General features: G+C 60.7%; 18 protein-coding genes. 13 read left to right on the top strand and 5 right to left on the bottom strand.

Annotation, left to right across the window (positions count from 1 at the left end):
• Positions 1 to 12: 12 nt before the first annotated feature.
• The gene (locus tag AB4N48_RS26720; protein ID WP_024014597.1) at positions 13 to 990 is read right to left on the bottom strand and encodes a dipeptidase; all 978 of its coding nucleotides are present in this window, start codon (positions 988 to 990) and stop codon (positions 13 to 15) included.
• A gap of 231 nt (positions 991 to 1221) precedes the next feature.
• On the opposite strand from AB4N48_RS26720, the gene AB4N48_RS26715 reads away from it, so the two are divergent.
• Together AB4N48_RS26715 and AB4N48_RS26710 are read left to right on the top strand one after the other, a co-directional pair.
• A complete protein-coding gene (locus tag AB4N48_RS26715; protein ID WP_236167684.1) occupies positions 1222 to 1623 on the top strand; it encodes a lysozyme inhibitor LprI family protein in 402 nt (133 codons plus the stop codon).
• Positions 1624 to 1671: 48 nt separating this feature from the next.
• Positions 1672 to 2088: a DUF3010 family protein gene (locus AB4N48_RS26710; protein WP_016772815.1), complete on the top strand. Its 417-nt coding sequence runs from the start codon at positions 1672 to 1674 to the stop codon at positions 2086 to 2088.
• Between the two features lie 134 nt (positions 2089 to 2222).
• Here the strand turns inward: AB4N48_RS26710 and AB4N48_RS26705 are convergent, their stop codons facing one another.
• On the bottom strand, positions 2223 to 3167 hold the full coding sequence (locus tag AB4N48_RS26705) for a GlxA family transcriptional regulator (protein ID WP_041476759.1): 945 nt from the start codon (positions 3165 to 3167) through the stop codon (positions 2223 to 2225).
• A 191-nt stretch (positions 3168 to 3358) separates the two neighbouring features.
• Between AB4N48_RS26705 and AB4N48_RS26700 the strand changes: the two genes are divergently transcribed.
• From AB4N48_RS26700 to AB4N48_RS26675, 6 genes are all read left to right on the top strand, one after another.
• Positions 3359 to 4303: a choline ABC transporter substrate-binding protein gene (locus AB4N48_RS26700; protein WP_236167685.1), complete on the top strand. Its 945-nt coding sequence runs from the start codon at positions 3359 to 3361 to the stop codon at positions 4301 to 4303.
• 120 nt (positions 4304 to 4423) lie between these two features.
• On the top strand, positions 4424 to 5311 hold the full coding sequence (locus AB4N48_RS26695) for a beta-keto acid cleavage family enzyme (protein WP_460094563.1): 888 nt from the start codon (positions 4424 to 4426) through the stop codon (positions 5309 to 5311).
• Between the two features lie 133 nt (positions 5312 to 5444).
• A complete protein-coding gene (locus AB4N48_RS26690; RefSeq protein WP_056786523.1) occupies positions 5445 to 6410 on the top strand; it encodes an L-carnitine dehydrogenase in 966 nt (321 codons plus the stop codon).
• A gap of 135 nt (positions 6411 to 6545) precedes the next feature.
• Positions 6546 to 7022: a thioesterase family protein gene (locus AB4N48_RS26685; protein WP_056786520.1), complete on the top strand. Its 477-nt coding sequence runs from the start codon at positions 6546 to 6548 to the stop codon at positions 7020 to 7022.
• A 26-nt stretch (positions 7023 to 7048) separates the two neighbouring features.
• The gene (locus AB4N48_RS26680) at positions 7049 to 8212 is read left to right on the top strand and encodes a gamma-butyrobetaine dioxygenase (RefSeq protein ID WP_460094561.1); all 1164 of its coding nucleotides are present in this window, start codon (positions 7049 to 7051) and stop codon (positions 8210 to 8212) included.
• Between the two features lie 389 nt (positions 8213 to 8601).
• Positions 8602 to 8865: a hypothetical protein gene (locus AB4N48_RS26675; protein ID WP_008083190.1), complete on the top strand. Its 264-nt coding sequence runs from the start codon at positions 8602 to 8604 to the stop codon at positions 8863 to 8865.
• Positions 8866 to 8938: 73 nt separating this feature from the next.
• Here the strand turns inward: AB4N48_RS26675 and gbdR are convergent, their stop codons facing one another.
• Together gbdR and AB4N48_RS26665 are read right to left on the bottom strand one after the other, a co-directional pair.
• Positions 8939 to 10042, bottom strand: a complete 1104-nt coding sequence (gene gbdR, locus AB4N48_RS26670) for a choline metabolism transcriptional regulator GbdR (RefSeq protein WP_007949927.1) — start codon at positions 10040 to 10042, stop codon at positions 8939 to 8941.
• 547 nt (positions 10043 to 10589) lie between these two features.
• A complete protein-coding gene (locus tag AB4N48_RS26665) occupies positions 10590 to 11966 on the bottom strand; it encodes an L-serine ammonia-lyase (protein ID WP_460094559.1) in 1377 nt (458 codons plus the stop codon).
• 435 nt (positions 11967 to 12401) lie between these two features.
• Between AB4N48_RS26665 and AB4N48_RS26660 the strand changes: the two genes are divergently transcribed.
• The 3 genes from AB4N48_RS26660 to choV all read left to right on the top strand — a co-directional run bounded on the left by AB4N48_RS26660 (position 12402) and on the right by choV (position 15447).
• On the top strand, positions 12402 to 13349 hold the full coding sequence (locus AB4N48_RS26660) for a choline ABC transporter substrate-binding protein (protein ID WP_016772806.1): 948 nt from the start codon (positions 12402 to 12404) through the stop codon (positions 13347 to 13349).
• Between the two features lie 77 nt (positions 13350 to 13426).
• Complete coding sequence (gene choW, locus AB4N48_RS26655; protein ID WP_016772805.1) at positions 13427 to 14272, top strand: choline ABC transporter permease subunit; 846 nt, start codon at positions 13427 to 13429, stop codon at positions 14270 to 14272.
• Positions 14269 to 15447 carry a choline ABC transporter ATP-binding protein gene (gene choV, locus AB4N48_RS26650; protein WP_016772804.1) on the top strand — a complete coding sequence of 393 codons (1179 nt, stop codon included), beginning with the start codon at positions 14269 to 14271 and terminating at the stop codon, positions 15445 to 15447. The genes choW and choV overlap by 4 nt, the downstream gene beginning before the upstream one ends.
• 254 nt (positions 15448 to 15701) lie before the next feature.
• On the opposite strand, the gene AB4N48_RS26645 is transcribed toward choV, so the two are convergent.
• Positions 15702 to 17642 carry a BCCT family transporter gene (locus AB4N48_RS26645; RefSeq protein ID WP_223630511.1) on the bottom strand — a complete coding sequence of 647 codons (1941 nt, stop codon included), beginning with the start codon at positions 17640 to 17642 and terminating at the stop codon, positions 15702 to 15704.
• Between the two features lie 486 nt (positions 17643 to 18128).
• Here AB4N48_RS26645 and betI point away from each other — a divergent pair, with 486 nt between their 5' ends.
• Both betI and betB read left to right on the top strand, forming a co-directional pair.
• Positions 18129 to 18722, top strand: coding sequence for a transcriptional regulator BetI (gene betI, locus AB4N48_RS26640; protein WP_041476768.1), 594 nt, complete (start codon positions 18129 to 18131; stop codon positions 18720 to 18722).
• A gap of 88 nt (positions 18723 to 18810) precedes the next feature.
• On the top strand, positions 18811 to 20283 hold the full coding sequence (gene betB / locus AB4N48_RS26635) for a betaine-aldehyde dehydrogenase (RefSeq protein WP_039757620.1): 1473 nt from the start codon (positions 18811 to 18813) through the stop codon (positions 20281 to 20283).
• Positions 20284 to 20408: the final 125 nt, after the last annotated feature.

Below are 20408 nucleotides of genomic sequence, written 5' to 3'. Positions count from 1 at the left end.
CTTGAGAAAGCGTTATTCGCCCCAGACGTTCTTAAGAACGCTTACCCAGTTCTCACCCATGATCTTGCGCACCACACGCTCGGAATGGCCGCGCTTGAGCAGGGTTTCGGTGAGGTTGGGGAATTCGCCGACGGTGCGGATGCCCAGCGGGTTGATGATCTTGCCGAAGCTGGTCAGGCGGCGGGCGTAGCCCTTGTCGTGGGTCAGGTATTCGAAGAAGTCCTGGCCGTGACCCTGAGTGAAATCGGTGCCGATACCGATGGCGTCTTCGCCGACGATGTTCATGGTGTATTCGATGGCTTCGGCGTAATCGTCGATGGTCGAATCAATGCCCTTGGCGAGGAACGGCGCGAACATGGTCACACCGACGAAACCGCCGTGGTCGGCAATGAACTTCAACTCTGCATCGGATTTGTTGCGCGGGTGCTCTTTGAGACCCGACGGCAGGCAGTGCGAATAGCAGACCGGTTTTTTCGATTCGAGAATGACTTCTTCGGAGGTCTTGGAACCGACGTGGGACAGGTCGCACATGACGCCGACGCGGTTCATCTCGGCAACGATTTCGCGACCGAAACCTGACAGGCCGCCGTCACGCTCGTAGCAACCGGTGCCGACCAGATTCTGGGTGTTGTAGCACATCTGCACGATGCCAACGCCGAGCTGCTTGAACACCTCGACATAGCCGATCTGATCTTCAAAGGCATGGGCATTCTGGAAGCCGAAGAGGATGCCGGTCTTGCCCTGCTCCTTGGCGCGACGGATGTCGGCGGTGGTGCGCACCGGCATCACCAGGTCGCTGTTTTCGCGGATCAGTTTCTGGCTGGCAGCGATGTTGTTCACGGTCGCCTGAAAGCCTTCCCACACCGACACAGTGCAGTTGGCTGCCGTCAGACCGCCCTTGCGCATGTCTTCGAACAGCTCGCGGTTCCATTTGGCAATGATCAGACCGTCGATAACGATGCTGTCGGCGTGTAATTCGGCTGGGCTCATCAGGCGTCCCCTTATTGGCAATTCATGCGCCGAATCGTCTGCCGGCGCTTTGGGGCCAGCATATGCCTCGGTGCCGGGGCGACCGGGTGCAAAAACGACAGGGGAATTGCCGAAAGCGTCAATCCGCGACAAAGGGTCGTCAGCCGTCCTCATCGGCTGGCTGTTCAAGCCCGCGCGCTTGCGCCAGAATCTGCCGCAGCCTGCACCTACCAACGGATTAGAGCGACCCCAATGAAATCAATAATCCTCGCCCTGGCACTGATTGCGACCGGCGCCCACGCCGCCGAAGAATCCGAGAACAACCCGTGCGACGCGGTGGAAAACGACATCCAGACCCTGGAATGCTCCGCCTACAGCCGCAGCACCGCCGAAGACCTGCTCAAAGACAACTACGCCAGCCTCAACGAGCGCATGCAGGCCGCCTACGGCAAGAACCCGACGCAACTGGCCGACATCACCGCCAAACTGAAAACCGCCCAGCAGCAGTGGTTGAAGACGCGGGATGCGGATTGCGCGGTGGAAGCGTTCCCGTCCACGGCGGGGAGCAAGGCCTTCACCATTGCGCAGAATGACTGTGTCGCGCGGATGAGTGATGAACGGTCGGAGTTTTTGGAGTCGATTGGGCAGGAGTGAGTGTTTTGAGCTGTAAGCTGAACCTCTTAAGCCAGTCTAAGGATTCCCATGAACATCTGCGGCATTGAAATCAAAGGCAGCGAAGCGATCATCGCCGTGGCGGCGCTCGATGGTTCGACGTTGAGCCACGTCCCTCTCGCCACGAAGAAGATTGCTCTGGATGACGACGACGAGGCGGCGAACGTGCGGCGGTTCGCGGCGCAGGTGGCATCGTTTGTGCGGGAGAACTCGGTGGACCGGATTGCGATCAAGAAGCGCAGCAAAAAGGGCGAGTTTGCCGGTGGGCCGACGACATTCAAGATCGAGGGCGTGTTTCAACTGCTCGATGGTTGTGAGGTAACGCTGCTGTCGCCGCAGACGATCAATGCCCAGGCCAAGAAGCACAATTTCGAACTGCCCGGGACGTTGAACAAATATCAGCATGAGGCTTACAAGGCGGCGTGCTCGGCGTTGGTGAAGAAATAAGCCTCTCTCAGGCGCCGGAAATTATGTGGGAGCGAGCCTGCTCGCGAATGCAATGTGTCAGGCAACATCAGTGTTGGATGACAGACCGCTTTCGCGAGCAGGCTCGCTCCCACATTGCTTTCATGCAAGCCCATTCACGCCTGCGCGGTACGCCGGTCTTCCCGGGGGCAGCGGGCGAAACGTGCGCGATAGCTGCGGGTGAAGTACGACGGTGATTCAAAACCGCAGGCAATGCTGACTTCGAGCACGCTCATGTCGGTCTGGCGCAGCAACTGCCGGGCCTTTTCCAGCCTTAACCGCAGATAGAAATTGCTCGGCGTATCGTTCAGATGCAGCCGGAACAAGCGCTCCAGTTGCCGCCGGGTCACCTTGATCGACTCCGCCAGTTGCAGCGTGGTCAGCGGTGGTTCGCTGTGCTGTTCCATCTCGCCGATCACCTGCACCAGTTTCTTGTTGCTGATGCCGTAACGCGTGGCGACTTCCATGCGCTGGTGATCCTTGCGCGGGCGTATGCGCCCGAGCACAAACTGCTCGCTGACCTGAATCGCCAGTTGCGGGCCGTGGGCCTGGGCGATCAGGTCGAGCATCAGATCAATCGAGGCCGTACCTCCCGCCGAGGTGATCCGCCGCCGGTCGATCTCGAACAGCTCCTGGGTGACGCTGAGCTGTGGATAAGATTCCTTGAAGGCATCGATCGCCTCCCAGTGCAGGGTCAGGCGATGGCCGTCGAGCAGGCCTGCTTCGGCAAGGACGAAGCTGCCGGTGTCGATCGCACCGAGGGTTACGCCGTCGTTGTCCAGCCTGCGCAACCAGTGCTCCAGCGTCGGCGTGATGAACTTCAGCGGTTCGAAGCCGGCCACCACCAGCAAGGTCGCGCCTTTCTTCAGCGGCTCCAGCGCTGCATCGGCGTTGACCGACATGCCGTTGCTCGCCAATACCGCGCCGCCATCGGCGCTGAGCACATGCCAGCGGTACAACTCGCCGCGAAAACGGTTGGCCACGCGCAACGGTTCGATCGCGGAAATAAAGCCGATGGCGGAGAACCCCGGCATCAGCAAAAAGTAGAAATCCTGGGACATAGGCGCACTCGGTTGGCGGGTCGCGTGGCTCGTTGATACGCCGATTATCGGCGGCGTTCAAGCGCGCAGGTCGCTACAGTGCAAATGCCAGTCGCCGCAGTGCGCTTTCACGGGCCTATAGCTGCGTAACTTGGCCTCACCGGCGCGCAGATGCCGGGAACCACAATAATCGAACTGCCGAGGAACCCGACATGAAACGACTGATCAGCAGCTGCGTTCTTGCACTCAGCGGTACCGCTTTTTTCAGCACCGGCGTAATGGCGGCCGAACCGGCCTCCTGCAAGAACGTACGCATGGGCGTGGTCAACTGGACTGACGTGATCGCCACCAGTGCCATGACCCAGGTCCTGCTCGACGGCCTCGGCTACAGCACCAAACAGACCAGCGCCTCCCAGCAGATTATCTTTGCCGGGATTCGCGATCAGCGCCTGGACCTGTTCCTCGGCTACTGGAACCCGCTGATGACGCAGACCATCACGCCGTTCGTCGAGGCCAATCAGGTGAAAGTGCTCGAAGCACCGAGCCTGAAAGATGCCCGCGCCACTCTCGCCGTACCGACCTATCTGGCTGACAAGGGCCTGAAAACCTTCGCCGACATCGCCAAATTCGAGAAGGAATTGGGCGGCAAGATCTACGGCATCGAGCCAGGCTCGGGCGCCAACACGCAGATCAAAGCGATGATCGCCAAGAACCAGTTTGGTCTGGGCAAATTCCAGCTCGTCGAATCGAGCGAGGCCGGCATGCTCGCCGCCGTCGATCGCGCCGTGCGCCGCAAGGAAGCCGTAGTGTTCTTCGGCTGGGCGCCGCACCCGATGAACGTCAACATCCAGATGACCTATCTGACCGGCAGCGAAGACGCCCTCGGCCCGAACGAAGGCATGGCCACGGTTTGGACGGTCACCGCGCCGAAATACGCCGAGCAATGCCCGAACATCGGCCGCCTGCTGGCCAACCTGACTTTCACCGCCGAAGCCGAGAGCCGGATGATGCAGCCGCTGCTCGATCACAAGGATGCCTTCGAGTCGGCGAAGCAGTGGCTCAAGGATCACCCCGAAGACAAACAGCGCTGGCTTGAAGGTGTGACGACTTTCGATGGCAAACCGGCTGCTGAAAATCTGCAACTGACCAGCAAATAACCCCTCGATTGAAGAGCCCCTCACCCTGACCCTCTCCCCAAGGGAGAGGGGAATTTGACGACGCTTCGCAGCCCCGCAACGGGCTGCGGACAGACCCATCACGCCTGAAGGAAACGCACCATGAACCACGACGTCATCATCACCTGCGCACTTACCGGTGCTGGCGACACGACCGCCAAAAGTCCACATGTGCCGATCACCCCGAAACAGATTGCCGCTGCAGCGGTGGAAGCGGCCAAGGCTGGCGCCACCGTGGTGCACTGCCATGTGCGCGATCCGCAGACCGGCAAGTTCAGCCGTGACGTGGCGCTGTACCGCGAAGTGATGGAGCGCATCCGCGAGGCGGACGTCGACATCATCGTCAACCTGACCGCCGGGATGGGCGGCGACCTGGAAATCGGACCTGGCGAGAAGCCGATGGAGTTCGGCCCGAACACCGATCTGGTCGGTCCGCTGACCCGTCTCGCCCACGTTGAACAGTTGCTGCCGGAAATCTGCACCCTCGATTGCGGCACGCTGAACTTCGGCGACGGCGACACCATTTACGTATCCACTCCGGCGCAACTGCGCGCCGGCGCCAAGCGCATCACCGAACTGGGGGTGAAGGCCGAACTGGAGATTTTCGACACCGGGCATCTGTGGTTCGCCAAGCAGATGATCAAGGAAGGCTTGCTCGACAACCCGCTGTTCCAGCTGTGCCTGGGCATCCCGTGGGGCGCACCGGCCGACACCACCACGATGAAAGCCATGGTCGACAACCTGCCCGCCGACGCGGTGTGGGCCGGCTTCGGCATCGGCCGCATGCAGATGCCGATGGCGGCGCAAGCGGTGCTGCTCGGCGGCAACGTGCGGGTCGGCCTGGAAGACAACCTGTGGCTGGACAAAGGCGTGCTGGCGACCAATGGCCAATTGGTTGAACGCGCTACGGAAATCCTCAGCCGCCTCGGTGCCCGGGTGCTGACACCGGCAGAAGGCCGCCAGAAAATGGGCCTGACCCAGCGCGGCTGATCCATCACCCATTTCACCTGTAGGAGCTGCCGAAGGCTGCGATCTTTTGACTTTGATTTTTTAGAAGCAAGATCAAAAGATCGCAGCCTTCGGCAGCTCCTACAGGGCTCTTCGAACTCTTCAGGACATCACCATGCGCTTTATCACCGAAATCAAAACCTTCGCCGCTCTCGGTAGCGGTGTCATCGGCAGTGGCTGGGTCGCCCGTGCCCTCGCACACGGCCTCGACGTGGTGGCTTGGGACCCGGCGCCCGGCGCTGAGGCGGCATTGCGCCAACGCGTGGCCAATGCCTGGGGCGCGCTGGAGAAGAACGGCCTGGCGCCGGGTGCTTCGCAGGATCGCCTGCGCTTTGTCGCGACCATCGAAGAATGCGTGCGCGATGCCGATTTCATCCAGGAAAGCGCCCCGGAGCGGCTGGAACTGAAGCTCGATCTGCACAGCAAAATCAGCGCCGCGGCCAAGCCCGATGCGCTGATCGGCTCCAGCACTTCAGGCCTGTTGCCCAGCGAGTTCTACGAGAGTTCGACGCACCCTGAACGCTGCGTGGTCGGGCATCCGTTCAACCCGGTGTATCTGTTGCCGCTGGTGGAAGTGGTCGGCGGCAAAAACACCGCGCCCGAGGCGGTGCAAGCGGCGATGCAAGTCTACCAGTCCCTCGGCATGCGCCCGTTGCATGTGCGCAAGGAAGTGCCGGGTTTCATCGCCGATCGCTTGCTTGAAGCGCTGTGGCGTGAGGCGTTGCACCTGGTCAACGACGGTGTCGCGACGACCGGCGAGATCGACGATGCAATCCGTTTTGGCGCTGGTCTGCGCTGGTCGTTCATGGGCACGTTCCTGACCTACACCCTGGCCGGCGGCGATGCCGGCATGCGCCACTTCATGTCGCAATTCGGTCCGGCGTTGCAGTTGCCGTGGACGTATCTGCCGGCACCGGAGCTGACCGACAAGCTGATCGATGATGTGGTCGATGGCACCACTGATCAGCTCGGTCGGCACAGCATTTCGGCGCTGGAGCGCTATCGTGATGATTGTTTGCTGGCGGTGCTTGAAGCGGTGAAGACCACCAAAGAGAAGCACGGAATGAGTTTCAGCGAATAATCCGCCACCTGATCGTTCCCACGCTCTGCGTGGGAATGCAGCCCGGGAACGCTCCGCGTCCCAGAAGCGTGACGCAGAGCGTCACAGGAGGCGTTACCACGCAGAGCGTGGGAACGATCGCCGCCAGGAGAAACCATGCCCCACCTCACCACCTACCAAACCACCATCATCCCCGACTGGGTCGACTACAACGGCCACCTGCGCGATGCCTTCTACCTGCTGATCTTCAGCTACGCCACCGATGCGCTGATGGACCGCCTCGGCATGGACAGCAGCAACCGCGAGGCCAGCGGCCACTCGCTGTTCACCCTCGAACTGCACCTCAATTATCTGCACGAAGTGAAACTCGACACCGAGGTCGAAGTGCGCACGCAAATCATCGGCCATGACAGCAAGCGCCTGCACCTCTACCACAGCCTGCACAAGGTCGGCGATGAGCAAGAGTTGGCCGGCAATGAACAGATGCTTTTGCACGTCGACCTCGCCGGCCCGCGCTCGGCACCGTTCAGCCCCGATACGTTGCATCGCTTGCAGACCATCGTCGCGGATCAGACCGACCTGCCCGCTCCCGCTTACATCGGCCGCGTGATCGCGCTGCCACCCGCTCGGTAAATCCCCCCCATCGCCAAGGAGCCGCCATGAACACCGCCGTCGCTGTTGCCGATTTTCGTACTTATCCGTTGATCAGCGCGCTCGGTGGCGTGCAGGGTCTGGCGGATCGCGTTGTCATCGAATGGGCTGACGGTCGTGTCAGCCCGTTTCACCACGTATGGCTGCGCGACAATTGCCCATGTGATCAATGCGTCTACAGCGTCACTCGCGAACAGGTCTTCGAGAGCGTCGATGCCGCCGAGGATTTGCAACCGCTGGCCACGCGCATCGACACCGATGGCTGCCTGCGCATCGACTGGCAGGACGGTCACCTCAGCCGCTTCGATCCGGGCTGGCTGCGCGCACATGCCTATGACGATGAGTCCCGCGCCGAACGCCTGGCCGGCAGACCGCAGCCCCGTTTGTGGCACAGCGATCTGCAGTTGCCGGTGTTCGACTACATCGCGCTGATGAACGACAACGCCGCGCTGCTGCAATGGTTGCTCGCCGTGCGCGACATCGGCCTGACCCAAGTGCGCGGCGTGCCCACCGAGCCGGGCTCGCTGAAGCTCATCGCGCAGCGAATTTCCTTCATTCGCGAAAGCAATTTCGGCGTGCTGTTCAATGTGCAATCCAAAGCCGACGCCGACAGCAACGCCTACACCGCCTTCAACCTGCCATTGCACACGGATTTGCCGACTCGCGAGCTGCAACCGGGGCTGCAATTTCTGCATTGCCTGGTGAATGATGCCGAGGGTGGCGAGAGTATTTTCGTCGATGGTTTTGCGATCGCCGACGCCTTGCGTCTGGAGGATCCGCAGCTGTTTGAGGCCCTGTGTGAAATACCCGTGGAGTTCCGCAACAAGGACCGGCACAGCGACTATCGCTGCCTGGCACCGGTCATCGCTTTGGATGCGCTGGGCCGGGTGGCGGAGATTCGCATGGCCAACTTTCTGCGCGGGGCGTTCGATACGTCGGTGGCGCAGATGCCGTTGCTGTATCGCGCCTATCGGCGCTTGATTGCGATGACCCGCGAGACGCGATTCCGGCTGATGCAGCGGCTCAAGCCGGGCGAATTGTGGTGCTTTGACAACCGCCGCACGCTGCATGCGCGCAATGCTTTTGATCCAGCCACCGGGGCGCGGCATTTTCAGGGCTGCTATGTCGACCGGGATGAGTTGTTGTCGCGGATTCTGGTGTTGCAACGTTGAACCGCGTCATCGTTCTTCGCGAGCAGGCTCGCTCCCACTATTAACCGCATTCCCCTGAATGAACGCGGTCTTCTGTGGGAGCGAGCCTGCTCGCGAAAGCGCCAGCGGGAACAACAAATCTCTGGCTGATTCACAGGCAAAAAAAACTCCGATCAAGCCGTGACAGGATCGGAGCTGAGGAGGGTACTGTTGAGGAGCTGCCAGGCGAGGGTGACCAAACCTTCGTGAAGCGAGCTGGCGCCAGTGTGCCTAGTCGACAATCCAGTCGGTTAGCCGAAAACGACCTGTTCATAGTCGTCCCGGCCACCGCGACAAAACGCCCTTGCCGCGTCCGGTCGGGGCCACCAGAATCGAGCCAAGACCTCCGTTGCCACAGAAGGATTTGCGTAATGATGTACGCCGATTTGATTGACCAGGAAGATCTGTTGGGCCAGCTCAAGGCCTTGGGTATTCAGGTGCCGAGCGGTACCACCGCCGAGCAGGCCTGTGAGTGCGCGGTGCGGGGCCTGGATAATGTTCGCGCATTCGAACTGCGCAAGATGGTCAAGGACATGTACACCAGCGGCGCCAGCATTCAGCCGGCGGTGCGTCAGGCGATCGACAAGCAATTGTTGCCGGCCCTTGCGGATTACCAGCAGTCACACAGCGCCTGAGAAACCCCTTCGCGAGCAGGCTCGCTCCCACCTGATCGTTCCCACGCTCTGCGTGGGAACGATCAGACTCGGTCTACAGCCTTACGCTGGCAAACGTCGACTCATTGCGCGCCTGACTCAGCGCTGACATCGGCCCCGACAGCGGCGACATCACGATGGCCTGCGGCAGCGGCAGCATGGCTACCTGCTGGGTGGTGTTGGAGCCCACGCGCTCGTCACGTGGCGGAATGCCGAAGTACTCGCGATAGCACTTGGAGAAGTGCGGCGTGGAGACGAACCCACACACCGACGCCACCTCGATGATCGACATCGGCGTCTGCTTGAGCAGTTGCCGGGCGCGGATCAGGCGCAGCTTCAGGTAGTAGCGCGATGGGGAGCAGTGCAGGTATTTCTGGAACAACCGCTCCAGCTGTCGACGCGACACCGCGACATACACTGCCAGCTCATCAAGGTCGATCGGCTCTTCCAGATTGGCTTCCATCAACGCGACGATTTCCTGCAGCTTCGGCTGGTTGGTGCCGAGCATGTGCTTGAGCGGCACACGCTGGTGATCCTGTTCGTTGCGAATGCGCTCGTAGACGAACATTTCCGAGATCGCTGCCGACAGTTCACGACCGTGATCGCGGCTGATCAGGTGCAGCATCATGTCCAGCGGCGCGGTACCGCCGGAACTGGTGAAGCGGTTACGGTCGAGGGTGAACAGACGTGTGCTCATGGCCACGCGCGGGAAAGCTTCCTGCATCGCCGCCAGACATTCCCAGTGCACGCTGCAATCGAAGCCGTCGAGCAGACCGGCGCAGGCCAGCGCCCAACTGCCGGTGCACACCGCGCCCAGACGCTTGGATTGGCGCGCCTGACTTTGCAGCCACGAGACGTGTTCACGGGTCACGGTGCGTTGAATGCCGATGCCGCCGCAGACAATCACAGTGTCCAGAGGCGGTGCTTTGTGCATGGAGGCGTCGGGAGTGATCTGCAGACCGTCACTGGCCCAGACTTGGCCGCCATCGACGGTGAGGGTGCTCCAGCGATACAGCTCGCGACCGGACAACTGGTTGGCCATGCGCAGCGGCTCAACGGCGGACGCCAGGGAAATCAGCGTGAAATTGTCCAGCAGCAGAAAGCCGATGGATTGAGGCGCACGGTTCTGGGGTTGGGCCCCGGAGTTGAACGACGTCATCGCGGTATCTCCTCACACAAAGCGGGTGGCGGCCTCAGGCGGAGGCTCTTGTTATTGCCCGCGTCTCACAGAGAAAGCAGGCTTTGTTATGACAGAGCAATTGCCGTGCCTGAAATTGGACGGTCATTCAATAACTCCTGAAAACGACCTCGCGACGCGTCTATTCGAGACCTCGGAACAAGCCATTTCGAAGTGCCATCAGATGCCGCGAGAGCCCTGCCGCGCAGCCCGTGAGCAGATCGGTAGCACTTGTGGGAACTGGCCTGCAGAGGATTTGCACAGAGTGTCACCGCAAGCACGGACGACGGACGGTCAGGTAACGACTGACAAGTCACGACTGACAATGACGCTTGTCTGATTGCGACGCGCCAAAAGGTGGCGCGGCTGGATTGGGGTGTTCTTTTGTTGAGCAGTTTTGACTGGTCTGGCGCCTTCGCGAGCAGGCTCGCTCCCACATTGGAATCTGGGGTCCACAAATATTGTGTTCACTGGAGATCTATTGTGGGAGCGAGCCTGCTCGCGAAGCATTCACCCCGGTGTGGCTGGCTCAGCACTCAACAGCACTGACCGCCAAGCCACCGCGCGAAGTTTCCTTATATTTGTCATGCATATCGGCGCCGGTATCACGCATGGTGCGGATCACCCGGTCCAGCGAGATAAAGTGCTGACCGTCGCCACGCAGAGCCATTTGCGCCGCGTTGATGGCTTTCACTGCCGCGATTGCATTGCGCTCGATGCACGGCACCTGCACCAGGCCACCGACCGGATCGCAGGTCAGGCCCAGATTGTGCTCCAGGCCGATTTCCGCCGCGTTGCACAATTGCTCGGGCGTGGCGCCGAGAATCTCCGCCAGCCCTGCCGCCGCCATCGCGCAAGCCGAACCGACCTCGCCCTGGCAACCGACCTCGGCCCCAGAGATCGACGCATTCTTCTTGCACAAAATGCCGACTGCCGCCGCGCCGAGGAAATAGTCGACGACGTTGGCGTCGGTGACCGCTTCGCTGAATTTCATGAAGTAGTGCAGCACCGCCGGGATGATCCCCGCCGCGCCGTTGGTCGGTGCAGTGACCATACGCCCGCCAGCGGCATTCTCTTCATTGACGGCCAGGGCGAACAGGTTGACCCACTCCATGGCGCTCAGGGTCGAGCCGATGACGTTCGGTTTGTTCAGCTCTTGCAGGCTGCGGTGCAACTTCGCCGCACGCCGCCGCACGTTCAAGCCGCCGGGCAGAATGCCTTCGTGCTTGAGGCCCTGCTCGACGCAATCCTGCATCGCCCGCCACAGTTTCATCAGCCCGGCGCGGATCTCTTCTTCGCTGCGCCAGACCTTTTCATTGGCCATCATCAGCTCGGCGACGCGCAGGTTGTGTTTTTTGCACAACTGCAGCAGCTCGACCGCACTGGAGAAGTCGTACGGCAATTCGGTGCGATCCAGATCGACCACACCGCTGGCCGCTTGCGCCTCATCAACGACGAAGCCGCCGCCGACCGAATAGTAGGTGTCACGGTGCAGCTCACCGAATTCGCCTTCGGCAACCAGGGTCATGGCGTTGGGATGGAATGGCAGGTTTTCGTCGATCAGGCGCATGTCCCGCGCCCAGATAAACGGCACCGCCAGACGGCCATCCAATAACAACGTATGGGTTTCGCGCAGCGCCTGAATGCGCGGGCCGATCTGCGCCGGGTCGATTGCGTCCGGCCACTCGCCCATCAGGCCCATGATCACCGCGTTGTCGCTGCCGTGGCCGATGCCGGTGGCCGACAGCGATCCGAACAACTGCACCTCGATGCGCCGCACCTGCTCCAGTTGATGCTTGCCGCGCAGCGACTCGACAAACAGTGCGGCGGCGCGCATCGGCCCGACGGTGTGGGAACTGGAAGGGCCGATGCCGATTTTGAACAGGTCGAAAACGCTGATAGCCATTGCTGCGAAGCTCCTGAGAATACCGGTCCGGGCTGCAAAAGCGCCCGCTGGCGGAGCTGCTACGCTCAAGCTGCGATCCGCCGAATGCCGGCATCATCGGGCTTTTGTCGGCGCGCACGGCGTCTGACACCGACGCAGTCATGTCCAGCAGCGTCGTCACGTTTTCGCCCCGCAAATACGCCGTTTTTATGCAGTCGAGCAGGTCATCGGGGGCGGAAAAAAGCTGTAAGCGACGTCACCGACACTGGAAGCGACCATCCCTGTACTGGATACGACCCTCCCTGTAGGCGTCAGATTTTCACTGGTACATGATCGGGATGACTCGATTGCAAGGCGCTGCGGTAGAGCTGTCTCAAAAACGCCACCAACCGCAACCCATAAGTGCGGTGGTCCACAGTCGGAACACTGCCAAAAAAAACACCAAGGAGTCCATCCATGAAAGGTTCCCCGTCGTTGTTGTTGGCCGCCCTGCTGAGTCTGCCGTTACTGGCGCAAGCCGCAGAACCGGCACAGTGCAGCCTCGTTAACTTCTCCGATGTCGGCTGGACCGACATCACCGCCACCACTGCTACCACTTCCGTTGTTCTCAACGCCCTCGGCTACAAGACCAAGACCACCATGATCTCCGTGCCCGTGACCTACAAGTCGCTGGCCGACGGCAAGAACATGGACGTGTTTCTCGGTAACTGGATGCCGACCATGGAGAACGACATCAAGCCGTATCGCGATGCCGGCACCGTCGACACCGTGCGCACCAACCTCAAGGGTGCCAAATACACCCTCGCCGTGCCGCAAGCCCTGTACGACAAAGGCCTGCATGACTTCGCCGACATCGCCAAATTCAAGAAAGAACTCGACGGCAAGATCTACGGCATCGAGCCGGGCAACGACGGCAACCGGCTGATCCAGAGCATGATCGACAAGGATGCCTTCGGCCTGAAAACCGCTGGCTTCAAGATCGTCGAATCTTCCGAGGCCGGCATGCTCTCGCAAGTCGACCGGGCGCAGAAGCGCGACACCGCCGTGGTCTTCCTCGGCTGGGCACCGCACCCGATGAACAAGCGCTTCAAGATTCAATACCTGACCGGCGGCGACGACTTCTTCGGCCCCGATTTCGGCGCAGCCACCGTAGCGACCAACACCCGCAAGGGTTACGCCGAAGAATGCAGCAATGTCGGTCAGCTGTTGAAAAACCTGGAGTTCACCGTCGACATGGAAAGTGAACTGATGGGCAACATTCTCGACGACAAGATGAAGCCTGACGCGGCCGCCAAGGCCTGGCTGAAAAAGAATCCACAGGTGCTCGATACCTGGCTCGCTGGCGTGACCACCATTGACGGTAAACCAGGCCTGGAGGCCGTGAAAGCCAAGCTCGCGCCTTGATTTGAGGGGCATCGCTTATGCCGGGCAGGCGTGCCTGCCCGGGCTGTTAATTTCCTTGCATGCGGACGTTCACTACCATGCTGATTGATCAGAAAATACCTTTAGGCCAGTACATCGCGGGCTTCGTCGAATGGTTGACGCAACACGGCGCCAACACCTTCGACGCAATCGCCGTGACACTGGAAACGATGATCCACGGCGTGACGTTTGCGCTGACCTGGTTCAACCCACTGGTGCTGATTGGCCTGATTGCCATCATTGCCCATCTGATTCAACGCAAGTGGGGCCTGACCGCGTTCGTGGTCGCCTCGTTCCTGCTGATCCTCAACCTGGGTTACTGGCAGGAAACCATGGAAACCCTCGCCCAGGTGCTGTTCGCCACCCTGGTCTGCGTGTTGATCGGCGTGCCGCTGGGCATCGTCGCCGCGCACAAACCGATGTTCTACACCATGATGCGGCCGGTGCTCGATCTGATGCAGACCGTGCCGACCTTCGTTTACCTCATTCCTACCCTGACCCTCTTCGGGCTGGGTGTGGTACCGGGCCTGATCTCCACGGTGGTCTTCGCCATCGCGGCGCCGATCCGCCTGACCTACCTGGGCATCCGCGATGTCCCGCAAGAACTGATGGACGCCGGCAAGGCCTTCGGCTGCTCGCGTCGCCAATTGCTCTCAAGGATCGAACTGCCGCACGCCATGCCGAGCATCGCGGCGGGCATCACCCAGTGCATCATGCTGTCGCTGTCGATGGTGGTGATCGCGGCACTGGTCGGCGCCGACGGACTCGGCAAACCGGTGGTCAACGCACTGAACACTGCTGATATTGCGCTGGGCTTCGAAGCAGGCCTGGCAATCGTACTGCTGGCGATCATGCTCGACCGTATCTGCAAACAACCCGACGCCAAAGTAGGGGGTGACGCATGAGCATAATTCGCTTCGAAGACGTCGACGTAATCTTCTCCAAGGACCCGCGCGAGGCACTCAAGCTGCTCGATCAGGGCATGACCCGCAACGAGATCCTGAAGAAAACCGGGCAGATCGTCGGCGTGGAAAAAGCCACGCTGGACATCAACAAGGGCGAGATCTGCGTGCTGATGGGCCTGTCCGGCTCGGGCAAGTCGAGCCTGCTGCGCTGCATCAACGGCCTCAACACCGTGAGCCGCGGCAAGCTGTTCGTCGAGCATGAAAACCGCCAGATCGACATCGCGTCCTGCACGCCCGCCGAGCTGAAAATGATGCGCACCAAGCGCATTGCGATGGTGTTCCAGAAGTTTGCCCTGATGCCCTGGCTGACGGTGCGCGAGAACATCAGTTTCGGCCTGGAGATGCAGGGCCGACCGGAGAAGGAACGCAAGAAACTGGTCGATGAGAAACTCGAACTGGTCGGCCTGACCCAATGGCGCAACAAGAAGCCTGATGAGCTATCCGGCGGCATGCAGCAGCGCGTCGGCCTCGCCCGCGCGCTGGCGATGGACGCCGACATTCTGCTGATGGACGAACCGTTCTCGGCCCTCGACCCATTGATCCGCCAGGGTCTGCAGGATGAACTGCTGGAACTGCAACGCAAGCTGAGCAAGACCATCGTGTTTGTGAGCCACGACCTCGATGAAGCACTCAAATTGGGTAGCCGCATCGCGATCATGAAGGACGGTCGGATCATCCAGTACAGCGTGCCGGAGGAAATCGTCCTCAACCCGGCGGACGACTATGTGCGCACCTTCGTCGCCCACACCAATCCGCTCAACGTGCTCTGCGGCCGCAGCCTGATGCGCACGCTGGACAAGTGCAAACGCATCAACGGCTCGGTGTGCCTCGATCCGGGCGGCGACTCGTGGCTGGACCTGGCCGAAGGCAACACCATCAAAGGCGCACGGCAGAACGGCTCGGTGCTGAACCTGCAGAACTGGGCACCTGGCCAAGCGGTGGAAGGCCTGGAGCGCAAGCCAACGCTGGTGGACTCGAACATCGGCATGCGTGACGCGCTGCAGATCCGTTATCAGACCGGCAACAAGCTGGTGCTGCACGATAACAATCATGTGGTGGGGATTCTCGGCGACAGCGAGTTGTATCACGCGTTGCTGGGCAAGAATCTGGGGTAATGCGCCAGGTGGGATAAAAAAAGGGATCGCGGTGAGCGATCCCTTTTTGTTGGGTCAGGAATAGCCCCTCACCCTAGCCCTCTCCCAGAGGGAGAGGGGACCGATCGGGGGATGCTGCAGATCTGCACCGACCTGATCTTGCTTTACCGAATCCATAATCGACTCGATCTTTCAGGTCAATGTACAACGCCAGACACCTCAGTCGGCTCCCTCTCCCTCCGGGAGAGGGCTGGGGTGAGGGTCAGCTTTTGACTTTAGCTATAAACCCGCCCCAACAACTGCCGATGGCTTTCGAACTGATCCAGCACATCCCGGGTAATCTGCTCCGGGGTGAAGCCCATCAAGTCATAGTCCTGACTGCCATTGTGCAGATACACCTCAGCGCGGTAATAACGCTGACGCGCTTCATCGGACTGCGCCGATTCGGTCGGCGTCGCCAGATAACCATCCAGGCTCACTTCGTAAACGAAAGGGTTGCCCTCTTCCATCTCGACCCGCACACCCATGCAACGCTTGGCTTTGCCCAGCAGCGTCTGCACTTCAATGCCCTGATTGCGCAATTGCGCCGCTGCATCTTCCAGCGCCGGGGTGACGTGCTTGTCCATGAAGCGCTGCACCACCGATTGGCTCGGCTGCAGATCCAGTTGCGTCAGGCGCTCGCTGAAACCACGGCGTCCGCGCTCGGCCAGTTGTGCTTGCTCCTGTTCGATCTGCACGTCCTGGCGCATCGCCTTGTGCAGGCCGAACATGAAGCAGATCAGCACCACCGAGAACGGCAGGCCGGCCAGCACGACCATGGTCTGCATGGCTTCGAAGTTGCCGGCGAACAGCAGGCCGATGGTCACCAGCGTGATCACCACCGACCAGAAGATCCGCAGCCAGTGCGGCGCGTCTTCATCGACGTTACCGCCCTTGCAGGAAAGATTCGCCATCATCACCGCGCCGGAGTCGGCCGGGGTCAGGAACAGCACGAAGCCGACAAAGATCGACACACCAATCACGACTTTCGACGCCGGATAATGCTCAAGCAACTGATAGATCGCCATCGACGGCTGTTCCAGCGCCGTCTTGCCCAGCTCCACCGCGCCCTGATTCATCACCAGATCCAGCGCCGAGTTGCCGAAGATCGACAGCCACGCCAAGGTGAAGCCCAGCGGAATCAGCAGCACGCCAGCGACCAGTTCACGCACGCTGCGGCCACGGGAAATCCGCGCAATGAACATGCCCACGAATGGCGCCCAGGAAATCCACCAGGCCCAGTAGAACAGCGTCCACAGGCCCAGCCAGCGGTCGGACTTGGCGCTGTCGCCTTCATAGACGTAAAGGTCGAAGGTCTTCAGCACCACGCCGTTGAGATAGTCGCCAATGTTCTGCACGAAGCCGTTGAGCAGGTGCAGGGTCGGGCCGAACAGCAGGACGAAAATCAGCAGGCCGCTGAACAGCACGATGTTCAGGTTGGACAGACGACGGATGCCGTTTTCCACACCGGACACAGCGGCGATGGTCGCTACGGTGCTCATGACGATGATGACGATCAGCAGGTTGGTGTTGCTGTGCTCCATGCCGAACAGGTTTTCCAGCCCGGACGACACTTGCAGCGAGCCAATCCCCAGGTTGGTCACCAGGCCCAGCAGCGTTACGAACATGCCGAAGCCGTCCACCGCGTGCCCGGCCGCGCCTTTGACCCAGCGCTCGCCGACCAGCGGATACAGCGCCGAACGCAGGGCCAGCGGCTGGTTATGCCGATAGGCGAAATACGCGACGGCCAGGCCGACCAGTGCGTAGATCGCCCAGCCGTGCAGGCCCCAGTGCAGGAAAGTCAGTTGCACCGCCTGCCGCGCCGCCATATTCGTCGCCGAGGTGCCTTCCGGCGGATTGAAGTAGTGATCCAGCGGCTCGGACGCGCCGAAGTACAGCAGCGAAATGCCGATGCCCGACGAGAACAGCATCCCCGCCCAGGCGCCGTAGCTGAAATCCGGGGTGTCGTCCTTGCTGCCCAGTTTGAGTTTGCCGTACGAGGAAAACGCCAGACCGACCACGAACACCAGGTAGGCGGCGATCACCACCATGTAGTACCAGCCGAAGCTGCGCGACAACCAGGCCTGGGCCATGCCCAACATTCTGCCGGCCTCTTGCGGGGCGATGATCAGAATGGCGGTCAACAACAGAATCAGCGCGGTCGAGGTGTAGAACACCCAACCGTTGACCGTCACCTTCTCGGGCGGGGTCTTTATTAGCGAGGCAGAACTCATGGCACAAATGCTCCAGGCAGTGCGAGAGAAGAACACAAGGCATCACGGAACCCGACCAATCGGTTAGTTGGCAGCCGACCGGCGGGTGATATAAAGACACTCCGAAAAAAGCCCGAACCTGCCGAAATGGCGTTGCGTATTCGCTTTCGTGGCCAGAGGCGACGGACGTTCATCCGAAACCTGGCCCCGAGCGTCTTGCCCTTTCAACACGTCCATCGAATCGCGAACCGCGCCATGCCCCACGCAGGTTTCGAGCCGTTTCAGGTGTCGGTTTTTATCGTCATTACACGTAGGAATTTTCTGTAGGCAGCGACGAATTGTCGCAGATCTTATTCTTTGTTGATTGAACGTTCAATCAAAACAAAATAGACTGGCCCTCAATCCGATCGGCGTCATTCGCCTCTCGGAAGGCCTAAGGAGATGTGCAAGATGCCCAAGGTCGGTATGCAACCCATCCGCCGCCAACAATTGATCGAAGCCACTTTGCAAGCGGTCGATCAGGTCGGAATGGGGGACGCCAGCATTGCGCTGATCGCCCGTTTGGCCGGTGTCTCGAATGGCATCATCAGTCATTACTTTCAGGACAAGAACGGCCTGATCGCCGCCACGATGCGGTACCTGATGACCGCCCTCAGCGAGAGCGTCACCGCGCGCCGTCAGGCGCTGGCAGATGACAACCCACGGGCGCATCTGCAGGTGATCATCGAAGGCAACTTCGACGCCAGCCAGGTCAATGGCCCGGCAATGAAAACCTGGCTGGCCTTCTGGGCCACCAGCATGCACCAGCCGTCTTTGCACAGGTTGCAGCGGATCAACGATCACCGTCTGTATTCCAACCTGTGCTGCCAGTTCCGCCGTGTGCTGCCGCTCGAAGATGCGCGCAGCGCCGCCCGGGGTCTGGCAGCGTTGATTGACGGCTTGTGGTTGCGCGGCGCGCTGTCGGGAGACGCTTTCGACACGGCGCAGGCGCAACAGATCGCTTACGAATACATGGATTTCCAATTGGCCAAGAAGGTGAGCTAGAGCACACAGAAAATGCTCGGCCCCTGAACTCCACCGCAGCGTTATCGCGGTGGTCAACGCCAACCACCAATGCACTTGCGAGGACACTATGGCCCGTTTCGAACTGCAAAAACTCTACATCGATGGCGCGTACACCGACGCCGGCAGCGACGCCACCTTCGAAGCCATCAACCCGGCGAACGGTGAAGTCCTCGCACTGGTGCAACGTGCGACCAAAGACGACGTCGAGCGCGCCGTGGTCAGCGCCGAAAAGGGCCAGAAAATCTGGGCCGCGATGACCGCCATGGAGCGTTCGCGCATCCTGCGTCGCGCCGTCGACATCCTGCGCGAGCGCAACGATGAGCTGGCTGCGCTGGAAACCCTGGACACCGGCAAATCCTTTTCCGAAACCAAGTACGTCGACATCGTCACCGGCGCTGACGTGCTGGAATACTACGCAGGCCTGGTGCCCGCCATCGAAGGCGAGCAGATTCCGCTGCGTGACACCTCTTTCGTTTACACCCGTCGCGAGCCGCTGGGCGTGGTCGCCGGTATCGGCGCGTGGAACTACCCGATCCAGATCGCGCTGTGGAAATCCGCTCCAGCCCTGGCGGCCGGTAACGCGATGATCTTCAAGCCAAGCGAAGTCACCTCGCTGACTACTCTGAAACTGGCTGAGATCTACACCGAAGCGGGCGTGCCGAACGGCGTGTTCAACGTGCTGACCGGCAGCGGCCGCGAAGTCGGCACCTGGCTGACCGAGCACCCGCGCATCGAGAAAATCTCCTTCACTGGCGGCACCGACACTGGCAAGAAAGTCATGGCCAGCGCTTCGGCTTCGTCGCTCAAGGACGTGACCATGGAACTGGGCGGCAAGTCGCCGCTGATCATCTGCGACGACGCCGACCTCGATCGCGCCGCCGACACGGCGATGATGGCCAACTTCTACAGCTCCGGTCAGGTCTGCACCAACGGCACTCGCGTGTTCGTACCGGCGCATCTGAAAGCCGCGTTCGAGGCCAAGATCGTTGAGCGCGTTGCCCGCATCCGCGTCGGCAACCCGGAAGACGAAAACACCAATTTCGGCCCGCTGGTCAGCTTCGCCCACATGGAAAGCGTGCTGGCCTACATCGAAAAAGGTAAGGAACAAGGTGCCCGCGTCCTGTGCGGCGGTGGTCGCCTGACCGACGGCGAATTCGCCAAAGGCGCATTCGTTGCGCCAACCGTGTTCACCGACTGCACCGACGACATGACCATCGTCCGCGAAGAAATCTTCGGTCCGGTCATGGCGATCCTCTCCTACGAAACCGAAGAAGAAGTGATCCGCCGCGCCAACGACACCGACTTCGGCCTGGCCGCCGGTATCGTCACCAAAGACCTGAACCGCGCCCACCGCGTGATTCATCAACTGGAAGCCGGTATCTGCTGGATCAACGCCTGGGGCGAGTCCGACGCAAAAATGCCGGTTGGCGGTTACAAGCAGTCGGGTGTGGGCCGTGAGAACGGGATCAGCTCGCTGAACAACTTCACACGCATCAAATCGGTACAGGTCGAGCTGGGCGATTACGTTTCGGTGTTCTAAGACCCGAGATTTGCATTGCTCGCGAAGGCCTCTTCGCGGGCAAGCCCGCTCCCACAGGTTTGGAGTCGTCCACCCAATTTGTGGCAGCCCCCAATCCCTGTGGGAGCTGGCTTGCCAGCGATTCG

The sequence above is a fragment of the Pseudomonas sp. S2_C11 genome, assembly GCF_054668395.1.
The sequence above is the reverse complement of the archived record's forward strand: the minus strand, read 5'-3'. Positions and strand labels throughout refer to the sequence as shown.